At 50.3% G+C, this 9,313-nt stretch carries 10 protein-coding genes and 1 pseudogene; 8 read left to right on the forward strand and 3 right to left on the reverse strand.

All coding sequences use genetic code 11. The features are described from left to right. Together RTY00_RS13025 and RTY00_RS13030 are read left to right on the forward strand one after the other, a co-directional pair. Positions 1-124: pseudogene (locus RTY00_RS13025) on the forward strand (alpha/beta hydrolase); the annotation flags it as partial. Between the two features lie 84 nt (positions 125-208). Continuing rightward, on the forward strand, positions 209-1,402 hold the full coding sequence (locus RTY00_RS13030) for an MFS transporter (RefSeq protein ID WP_312664735.1): 1,194 nt from the start codon (positions 209-211) through the stop codon (positions 1,400-1,402). Positions 1,403-1,488: 86 nt separating this feature from the next. On the opposite strand, the gene RTY00_RS13035 is transcribed toward RTY00_RS13030, so the two are convergent. Beyond that, positions 1,489-2,424: a LysR substrate-binding domain-containing protein gene (locus tag RTY00_RS13035; protein WP_312664736.1), complete on the reverse strand. Its 936-nt coding sequence runs from the start codon at positions 2,422-2,424 to the stop codon at positions 1,489-1,491. A 99-nt stretch (positions 2,425-2,523) separates the two neighbouring features. Here RTY00_RS13035 and RTY00_RS13040 point away from each other — a divergent pair, with 99 nt between their 5' ends. Then, entirely contained in the window at positions 2,524-2,958 is a 435-nt protein-coding gene (locus RTY00_RS13040) for a DMT family transporter (RefSeq protein ID WP_312664737.1), read from the forward strand. A 9-nt stretch (positions 2,959-2,967) separates the two neighbouring features. Continuing rightward, a complete protein-coding gene (locus RTY00_RS13045; protein WP_312664738.1) occupies positions 2,968-3,459 on the forward strand; it encodes a DMT family transporter in 492 nt (163 codons plus the stop codon). 215 nt (positions 3,460-3,674) lie between these two features. Here RTY00_RS13045 and RTY00_RS13050 read toward each other — a convergent pair whose 3' ends face one another. After that, a complete protein-coding gene (locus RTY00_RS13050; RefSeq protein ID WP_312664739.1) occupies positions 3,675-4,817 on the reverse strand; it encodes a phytanoyl-CoA dioxygenase family protein in 1,143 nt (380 codons plus the stop codon). A 9-nt stretch (positions 4,818-4,826) separates the two neighbouring features. Then, entirely contained in the window at positions 4,827-5,657 is an 831-nt protein-coding gene (locus RTY00_RS13055) for an SDR family oxidoreductase (RefSeq protein ID WP_312664740.1), read from the reverse strand. Positions 5,658-5,771: 114 nt separating this feature from the next. Here RTY00_RS13055 and RTY00_RS13060 point away from each other — a divergent pair, with 114 nt between their 5' ends. The 4 genes from RTY00_RS13060 to RTY00_RS13075 all read left to right on the forward strand — a co-directional run. Beyond that, on the forward strand, positions 5,772-6,785 hold the full coding sequence (locus RTY00_RS13060) for a LacI family DNA-binding transcriptional regulator (RefSeq protein WP_312664741.1): 1,014 nt from the start codon (positions 5,772-5,774) through the stop codon (positions 6,783-6,785). Positions 6,786-6,848: 63 nt separating this feature from the next. Next, complete coding sequence (locus tag RTY00_RS13065) at positions 6,849-7,331, forward strand: glutathione peroxidase (protein WP_312664742.1); 483 nt, start codon at positions 6,849-6,851, stop codon at positions 7,329-7,331. A gap of 158 nt (positions 7,332-7,489) precedes the next feature. Next, positions 7,490-8,248, forward strand: a complete 759-nt coding sequence (locus RTY00_RS13070; RefSeq protein ID WP_312664743.1) for a MurR/RpiR family transcriptional regulator — start codon at positions 7,490-7,492, stop codon at positions 8,246-8,248. A gap of 117 nt (positions 8,249-8,365) precedes the next feature. Then, on the forward strand, positions 8,366-9,313 hold a 948-nt coding region (locus RTY00_RS13075), incomplete at its 3' end, for a PTS transporter subunit EIIC (protein ID WP_312664744.1).

Below are 9,313 nucleotides of genomic sequence, written 5' to 3' on the forward strand. Positions count from 1 at the left end.
CGGGAGCAAAGAGAAAGAGCTGGTGATTATTCCAGGGGCAAACCATGTGGACTTATATGACAACGTCGCTGGAAAAATCCCGTTTACTAAATTTGAACAGTTTTTCAAATCAAATTTGAACTAAATTACTGAAATAATGCATATTTACCATGCCGCCTGTAATCCTCGGGTGGCGTTGACCTGTCTGATGTAACGCAGGGAATTGATAATGTCTATCGTAAGTCTTCAACCTTCACACAATAAAACCCACGCGTATTGGGGCGGCGTTTTTGCCATGACGCTCTGCGTTTTTGTGCTGATCGCTTCTGAGTTTATGCCGGTGAGTCTGCTGACGCCTATTGCCAGCGATTTGCACGTCACGGAGGGGCTGGCAGGACAGGGAATTGCTATCTCTGGCGCACTGGCCGTGTTGACCAGCCTGACAATTTCCCGCATTGCCGGGGATCTGAACCGTAAATATCTTCTGCTGGGGCTGACAATTCTGATGGCGGTATCAGGAATGATTGTCGCGCTGGCGGCCAGCTATCCGATTTATATGTTGGGGCGGGCGCTGATTGGTATCGTGATTGGTGGATTCTGGTCAATGTCGGCGGCGACGGCCATTCGGCTGGTGCCGCAGCATCAGGTTCCCCGCGCGCTGGCGATTTTTAACGGCGGGAACGCATTGGCTACCGTTGTGGCGGCACCGCTGGGTAGCTATCTCGGGGTGACCGTTGGATGGCGGGGTGCCTTTTTATCTCTCGTACCGCTGGCGATAGCGGCGTTCATCTGGCAATGCATCAGCCTGCCTTCGATGGAAAGCGATACTCAACGCAAGCCACAGGGATCGGTGTTTCGTCTGTTCAGAGTCTCCGTCGTAGCAACGGGTTTGCTGGCCTGCGGACTGTTCTTTATGGGTCAGTTTGCCTTGTTTACCTACGTGCGGCCATTTCTGGAGAACGTGACCAGAGTCAGTGCTTCTGGCCTGTCTTTGATTTTGCTTGCTATAGGTGCAGCAGGTCTTATCGGCACCATGATTGTTTCTACCTTCCTGAACGCAAGGTTTTATCCGACATTAATCGTGATTCCTCTGCTCATGGCTGCTATTGCGGGAACGTTACTCATGTTCGGTCACAGCTTGTGGGTTGTTGCCGTTTTGCTAAGCCTGTGGGGAATGCTTGCGACCGCCGCGCCAACCGGATGGTGGACATGGATCGCACGGACGCTACCCGAAGATGCAGAGGCCGGTGGTGGCTTGATGGTTGCTGTCATCCAGCTCTCCATTGCGCTGGGTTCAACAGCAGGAGGTCTGATATTCGACAGCCTGGGATGGCAAAGTGCTTTCGGCTTGAGTGGTTTATTACTGCTTGGTGCGGTGGCAATGACGTTTGTGATATTCCGTCAAGATTGCAACACGCGCTAGCGCAATTAAATTCTTTCAAGCGTGCTCTTTGCCATAGCATTCGGCGTAAAGCCGAATATACGATTTTCGCTCATAGGAGACATTCGTCAGTCGAATAGCCAGTAAGGCTTGGAGCCATAAACCTCCAGAAAGTAATCAATAACCGCTCTGACATTCAGCGGTGGATGACGGGCATTAGGATAAATAGCGGCAATATGTTGCGGCTCTGTTTTTATGGCAGCTTCAAGATTGGGCATAATTCTGACTAGCTCCCCTTTATGAATGCTGTCTCCAATCAGCCAGTCCGGGAAGAGCACCATCCCCATTCCACCTAACGCGGCGGTAAGAAGCGTCTCTGCATTGTTAGAAATCAGCAATGCAGATACCGGGTAGTGAACCCAGCTGTCATTCTGTTCTCTGAATAACCATCGGTTAGGGCCGGATGAGCCCGCATAAACCAGACATTTATGCTGCGCTAAGTCTGAAGGGATAACTGGCTTTCCCCACTTTTGAACGTATTTAGGAGACGCAACAAGATGGTAGCGCTGGGTGCAGAATACGCGAGCGTGAAATGATGAGTCGGTAAGTGTCCCAATGCGAAAAATAATGTCGGAAGCATCGCGGTGGGGATCGATGTAGTCATCTGTCTGAGCCAACTCGATCAACAGCTTAGGGTAGCGCTCGCATAGGTCTGTCAGCCAGGGCGCAATGTGCCGCTGACCAAAAAAAACCGGCGCATTAATTCTTATTAACCCTGAAGGCTCAAGCGATCTGTCCTGCAGTTCTTTTCTTGCTTCGCTGAGCTGCTCACTCATTACTCGGGCATATTCTACGAACAAACGTCCAGCTTCGGTTGGAATGACAGCGCGGGTATTTCGATAGAACAGCTGCTGTCCGAGAGTATCTTCCAGCTGCAGAATCACTCGCGACACCATCGACGCTGATACACCTTCTCGCCTGGCAACCTCTGAAAAACTTTGCGAGTCAAAAACACCTATAAAAAACAATAGACTACGAAAGTTTATTGAACTGGCATCATACATTATCTCGATTCCTGCAAAGGTGTTTCACGGATTATACTGTTTTTCATTACTTTGAGCGTCATTATCATCAGCCTCCTAAACCAAGTTGGAGACTGTTTTATGCAGCTTTTATTCATATTACTCGTCGTTGCTGGCGGGATGGGATTATCCGTTGAAGCCGGATTATTAGGACCACTGGGGAGTGAAGTTGGAGATTTGTGGGCCACATTCAGTATTTTTGGTGTCGGTGCAGCGCTGACATTCATGCTGATGCTTTTCTTCAGTCCGCGTAATAGCCCCTCTTTTTTCTCGCAACCTGCGTGGACGTTAGTAGGCGGCATCATTGGACCAGTATATGTGGTGATTCTCACCATTGCTGTTCCAAGTATTGGTATTGCGATGACCATGATCGGCATTTTAGCCGGGCAGGTGTTTAAAAGCCTGGTGATTGACCACTACGGACTTTTTGGTACCGCTCACCGCAAAATTGACCAGAAACGAATCATTGCACTTATTTTTACTGTTGCTGCGCTGGCTCTTGTGGCAAAAGGCTGAGGTGAAATTATGAATATTTTGATGATCATTCTTGCAGTGGTTGGTGGAGCATTTCTGAGTATGCAGGCCGCAATCGGTGGAAAGTTGGGCAGCAATGTCGGCGTGTTCCGAAGCGCATTCCTGACGTTTTCTACCGGGGCATTGGTAACTGCTCTGTTAATCTTTTTCTTTGAACCAAAGCACACCCTTACGCTGCTTGATGTACCAAAATGGCAGTTACTGGGCGCGCTCTGTGGTGTGCCTTATATCGTTATTATGGTTATTGCAGTCCAGCGGATCGGCTCAGCGGTAGCAACTGTTGCAGTTATCTTTGGACAACTGGCAATGAGCATGCTGATCGATAACTTCGGTTGGTTGGGAAATGAAGCAATTCACTTCTCCTCAACACGACTGGGAGCAGTAATGTGCTTAGGGATTGCGCTATTCTTTATCTACTCGAGCAGTAAAGCCAAAACAGCGCCGGTGGATAAGTCGATGAAGAAAGCCACCTTACGCGACTGAGAAAACAGCAGCGAGTCAGGCACTATTGCACAACGCTTATTACCGGATTACCGGATTACCGGATTACCGGATTACCGGATTACCGGATTAGCGGATTAGCGGATTAGCGGCTCAGGATCTATTGCTAATCCGGTCCATCAGACCAGATATATACTCATCGATATGGCGTAACACCCAACGTCAGGGCATTACGCCATATCCGTTGCTAAACACGCCTACGCTTTTCTCTTACGCTCGTGGTTGTCTAATTGCCGGCTGAACTCTTCCGCTGAACAGCGTTGCTGTAATGCTTCCAGTAACAGCTGCTGTTGTGTTTTGGGGACCAGGCCTCCCAGTGGTGGATCGGTATCCAGATTGGTCGGGAAGGAGTAGCCTTCACCGCTCGCTGCCACAATTGCCTGTAACTGTTCATCGCTCAGATCTTTACTCAGCAGGGTTGGATAAATCGCTTCCATCACTTTAACGTGATTCACTTTCTCCATGGTTTTGCCAAAAGCGGATGAGACCTGCAGCAAATTGGCCGTACGCACGTGATCCTGCGTGACATTATTGCCAGCGGCATGAAACAGGGCCGGATTGAAGAACAGCCCATCACCTTTTTTCAGCGGCAACTGAATGGCATGCTGCTGGAAGAATTCAATAAAGCGCGGGTCGCGCCACGCCAGATATCCCTCGGCATACTGCTGCGACCAGGGCAAAAGTTGCGTTGGACCTGATTCAATCGGCATATCACTGTGAGCCACTGCGCCCTGTAGCGTCAGGTATTGCGACAGGATCTGTAACGGCAGCGGGAAGCGAGCAACCACGTCATTTACCTGAAAACCGAGATGGTAATCCCGATGCGGCTGCTGCGCTTTGCCGCCCGGACGCACCTGATTCACCTGCGCCGTAATTTCATATCCAGGCCCGACCCAGGCTTCACAAATCAGCGCCAGTAAAGGATTGCTGTAATAATCGATGAAGGCATCAGCATCCCGCTCCGCCACTTTTTGCAGTGCATTCCAGATACGCCCGTTACTGCCCGCTTTGGCAAAGTGATCGCCGCCGCCGCCGTTTGCCGCTTCACTGGCGAGGATATCCTCAAAGACTTTACTGCTGCGATCAACGGCTGATACATCGCCATATAACCCCTGAACCACCAGGACGCCGGGACCGCTGGACAAGGCACGATGCAGTTCAGCCAGCATGTTTTGACGGTCTGCTGTTGCCGCCGCCAGCAGGTCGTCACGATGATAGATCAGCACATTTTTATCGGCCGAACGTGCCAGCGGGAAATCGTCTTTACGCAGCGTTTGCGCACAAATCGTGGCGAAATCATCGAGAGAAATGTGGCTGTCGTTAATGTAGATATTCTTCATTTTTTTGCCTCACAGAGTCAGAGCATGTGATGGCTGGAAGCCACCGTTATCACCACAACCAACCACACTTTGATCGAAATCGATCACCGCACCCGTCATCATTCCTGACTCCTCAGAAAGGAGAAATGCGACGCCACGCGCGACTTCGGCTGGTTTCAGCAGGCGACCAAAAGGCTGCGCCTGCTCAGCGTTGCGAAGCCAGTTTTCATCAGCGTCATGATATTGCCGCTGGATGTCGTGTTCGTGTGGCGTATCCATCCAGCCAATATTCAGACCGTTTACCCGGATACGATTGCGCATGGCGCTGAAGGCCACGTTTTTAGTCAGCGTGACCAGCGCACCTTTGGATGCGGCATATGCCGTTAAGAAGCTCTGGCCGCCGTGGGAAGTCATGGTGATGATATTGACGATGCTGCCTTCAATGCCTTTGGCAATCATCAGTTTGATCGCCGCCTGCATCAGGAAAAAAGGCGCGCGAACGTTGACGGCCATAATCGCATCAAACAATTCCGGGGAAGTGTTGAGGATGGTGCCGCGATCGGACATGCCTGCGCAGTTCACCAGCCCGTGCAGGGTTCCAAACGCCGTTTCTGCGGTCGCCACCACGTTTTCGCAGGCTTCTGGCGAGCTGATATCCGCTTCAACAAATATCACTTCACAACCAGTTTGGCTGAGGATATCCACCTGTTCGTGTCCGGCTTTAACGTTACGTCCGCAAATCACAATGCCCCGGGCTCCGCGAATAGCCAGAAGACTGGCAACGGCTGCGCCTAATCCCTGTGTTCCGCCGGTCACGACGAACACTTTGTTTTTAAATCTGCTGCTTTCACTCAGGCTCATTGGTTGTCCTTTGTTATTTTGGGTGAGGTAAGTTCTGTCTGCTTGCTCACAATGACCTTAGCAATTACATTCGATTAACAATACGGCCACATAACCTCAAAAAGACCTCAATTTATGGCAAGGTCATTCTCCATTAAGCAAATCGCGGCACAGTCTGGCGTCAGCAAAGCCACTGTGGACAGAGCATTGCATCAGCGCGGCAGTGTGAGTCCACGCACTGCCCGACGCATTGCTCAGGCGATCCGCGACCTGGAGTTACAACAACGCGCCAGCCTGGCAAGCGGTCGCACGCTACCGATCGATCTGGTGATGCACGCGCCAGAGCGATTCAGTTCGTTAGTGCTGGCGGCGTTGCTCAGTCAAATCAACAGCTTCGCGCCTTTCCGACTAACGTTGCGTTGCCACATATATGAAGAAGTTTCGCCTGAAGAGCTGCAACGTGAGCTGCGCCGCTGTGGCAATGACAGTTATGGCGTGCTGCTTAAAGCAAGCGATCACCCTTTGCTGCAGAGTACGATTGCGGAGCTGGCGGCGCTCAATGTTCCGGTGGTAACGCTCGTTACTGATTTACCGTCCAGCGAGCGCATCAGCTATGTCGGCATGGATAATGAAGGTGCCGGTCGAACGGCGGCCTGGCTGATGTCGCGGTGGCTGCCTGCTGCCGTGCAAACGGTCGCCGTTGTGATCAGCAGCACGGGTTTTCGTGGAGAAGAGCAGCGAATGGAGGGCTTCATTCAGGCGTTAAGTCAGCGAGCGCCGTATTTGCAGATTAAAGCTGTCAGTGAAGGTTACGGTATCGATTCACTCACTTTTACGCAGATGTGCGCAGCGCTGGAACAGGATCCCTCGATCCAATCTATTTACAGCGTGGGGGGCGGAAATAGTGCTATTTTGCAGGCTTTTGCAGCGATGCACCGCGAGGTGAACGTTTTCATTGGCCATGATCTGGATGAAGAAAATCGCCGGCTACTGGCTGCTGAAGAGATGGATGCGGTGATTGATCATGATCTTAATGAAGATGCGCGATCGGCGTTTAAAGCAATCCTGCGTTTTCACGGCTTTTTGCCCGAAGCCGAAGATGAAACGGCATCATCACGCGTTATTGTCGTCACGCCGTTCAATATTTGAGGCATTAGCGATTACTAAGTGCCAATATCGACGCCAAACCGCTATTGCTCTGAGGATTCTGACATGACCACCTTTCATCAACTCAATGCCGTCAGCCTGCGTGGCCAGCCCATCTCAATGGCCGATTTCGCCGGCAAGCTGGTTCTGGTGGTTAACACCGCCAGCCATTGTGGATTTACACCGCAATATGCCGGCCTCGAAACACTCTACAAAAAGTATGCTGCCAAAGGTCTGGTGGTTCTGGGTTTCCCCTGCAACCAGTTCGGTAAACAGGAACCCGGCAGTGCCGATGATATCGCGCAGACCTGCCAAATTAACTACGGTGTGAGCTTCCCGATGTTTGAGAAAGTGGCGGTTAACGGCGCCGCAGTGCATCCGCTATTTCGCTATCTAAAAGAAGAATTGCCTGGCGTGCTGGGCGGGCGCATCAAATGGAACTTCACTAAGTTTCTCATCGGACGTGACGGTAAACCACTCAAACGTTTTGCGCCGATCACCACTCCAGAGAAAATGGAAGCCGCAATCCTTACTGCACTAGAAATCTAATAGCCATTCCGCCGCTCTCGATTCAAAATGTGCGAGTTATCACAATTAACAACATTTCTTTTTGAGCACTTAGCCTGTTTTCACGTTAAACATCCCCAGCATGTCACGATTTGTGACATGATAAGCGTCATAAATCGCTTAATAGGATGTTTAAATATATGTTTGACGCCAGAAAACTATCCACTTTAAACGCCCTCGAAAGCAGTGTGCATAATTATATTATCAAAAATATTAATGCCGTTATTTATATGACCATAAGAGAGCTTGCCGATAATTCAGGTGTGTCTACCGCAACTGTTCTTAGATTCTGTAAAAAAATGGATTTCAAAGGTTATTCAGAACTCAAAGCCAGTATGAAGTTGCACCTGAACAGAAATAGCACGTTACTTATTCCTCATGGCGCTGAGGAAATATTGACCTTTTTTAAGAGCATCAGAAACGATGAGTTTGATGAGATGATTAAGCAGGCAGCAGAGTACATTCGTGATGCAGAACGGGTGTTCTTCGCCGGCGCAGGCAGCTCTGGCACGCTCGGCAGGTATGGCGCCCGTTTCTTCTCTAACATGGGCAAGTTCAGCAATCACATTGACGATCCCTATTATCCGGTGAGCTCGGATATGGTGCAGAGTTCAGTGGCTATCGTGCTTTCTGTCTCTGGCGAAACCCCAGAAATAGTGAAACTCGCCAGACAATTTGTCATTCACCATTGCAAAGTGATTGCGATAACCTGCAACCCTGATTCAACTCTGGCAAAACTCGCTGACTTTATTGTTCCCTATCATGTATCCCGCATTTTAATTGATAACGAATACGATATTACCACGCAGGTGCCGGTTATTTTTATTCTTGAATCAATAGGCAGAAAGCTGGTGGTGAATAATGCCAGTGAGATGTCACGTGGTGTGACATTTTTGTAATTATCGACCGGTTATAACATATTGTGACTTCGTGACATTGCCGAAGCGATTTTCTAACATTGCCGCGATTAGTTCGCTCCTGACGGACTGAATTCCCTCTGGCAATGGAAGAAAACCATGGCAATAAATTATGCGGATTCTGCAAAAGAGATCGTAAAGCTGATAGGTAGCGATAATAACGTGATAAGTGTCACGCATTGCGCTACACGTCTGAGGTTTGTGCTTAAAGATTATGCTCTGGTCGAGGTTGAATCACTCAAGCGGGTTAAAGGCGTGATTACCGCGATGCAGGCCAGCGGTCAGATGCAGGTGGTCATTGGTAATCACGTCGGTGATGCTTACCGCGAAGTGCAGAATCTACTCAATATCGACGAAAGTGTCGCGGTAACGCCGCCTAATGTCGGTATCGTAAGCCGCGTTATGGATATCATCTCCAGCATCTTTGCGCCTTTCCTCTATCCGCTGGCAGCCTGCGGTGTGCTGCAGGGGATCATTTCGCTGCTGACCGCCATCGGCTGGATGGATCCGGCAAGCGGCACCTATCGCATTCTTAACTTTGTTTCGTGGACCGGCTTTACCTTCCTGCCCGTCATGGTGGCTTTTACCGCCGCGAAAAAATTCAACGTGAATCCGTTTACAGCGGTAATCGCCGCCTGTGCGTTGGTGTCGCCGGACTACCTGAATATGCTGACGGCCAACAAAATACTCACCGCCAACTCAGCCGACCCGGCTGTGCATGCTTTGATGCAGAGCGCGGTTGAAAACCCGGCTATTTCAAAGGTGCTGGTGGAGATAGCCGGCATTCCGCTGGATGCCGCGCCGCTGACCTTTATGGGATTGCCGGTTCAGTATCTGAGTTACACCTCGTCGGTGATTCCGATTATTTTGATGGTCTGGGGCATGTCGTATGTTCAGCGCTTCTTTGAGCGCCTGCTGCCGATGGTGATACGCAATCTGTTCACGCCGATGTTCTGCCTCGCCATCATGGTTCCACTCACGCTACTGGCATTTGGTCCGGTCGGTAACATGATTGGTGGTGCTATCGGTGGCGTCTACAACACGCTC

This window comes from Pantoea sp. CTOTU49201 (genome assembly GCF_032054795.1).
Classification (GTDB): Bacteria; Pseudomonadota; Gammaproteobacteria; order Enterobacterales; family Enterobacteriaceae; genus Pantoea; species Pantoea symbiotica.

What these genes read in the sequence shown, in the direction of transcription:
- RTY00_RS13030 (WP_312664735.1), top strand. Translation starts at nt 209, where the DNA reads ATGTCTATCGTAAGTCTTCAACCTTCACACAATAAAACCCACGCGTAT.
- RTY00_RS13035 (WP_312664736.1), bottom strand. Translation starts at nt 2,424, where the DNA reads ATGTATGATGCCAGTTCAATAAACTTTCGTAGTCTATTGTTTTTTATA.
- RTY00_RS13040 (WP_312664737.1), top strand. Translation starts at nt 2,524, where the DNA reads ATGCAGCTTTTATTCATATTACTCGTCGTTGCTGGCGGGATGGGATTA.
- RTY00_RS13045 (WP_312664738.1), top strand. Translation starts at nt 2,968, where the DNA reads ATGAATATTTTGATGATCATTCTTGCAGTGGTTGGTGGAGCATTTCTG.
- RTY00_RS13050 (WP_312664739.1), bottom strand. Translation starts at nt 4,817, where the DNA reads ATGAAGAATATCTACATTAACGACAGCCACATTTCTCTCGATGATTTC.
- RTY00_RS13055 (WP_312664740.1), bottom strand. Translation starts at nt 5,657, where the DNA reads ATGAGCCTGAGTGAAAGCAGCAGATTTAAAAACAAAGTGTTCGTCGTG.
- RTY00_RS13060 (WP_312664741.1), top strand. Translation starts at nt 5,772, where the DNA reads ATGGCAAGGTCATTCTCCATTAAGCAAATCGCGGCACAGTCTGGCGTC.
- RTY00_RS13065 (WP_312664742.1), top strand. Translation starts at nt 6,849, where the DNA reads ATGACCACCTTTCATCAACTCAATGCCGTCAGCCTGCGTGGCCAGCCC.
- RTY00_RS13070 (WP_312664743.1), top strand. Translation starts at nt 7,490, where the DNA reads ATGTTTGACGCCAGAAAACTATCCACTTTAAACGCCCTCGAAAGCAGT.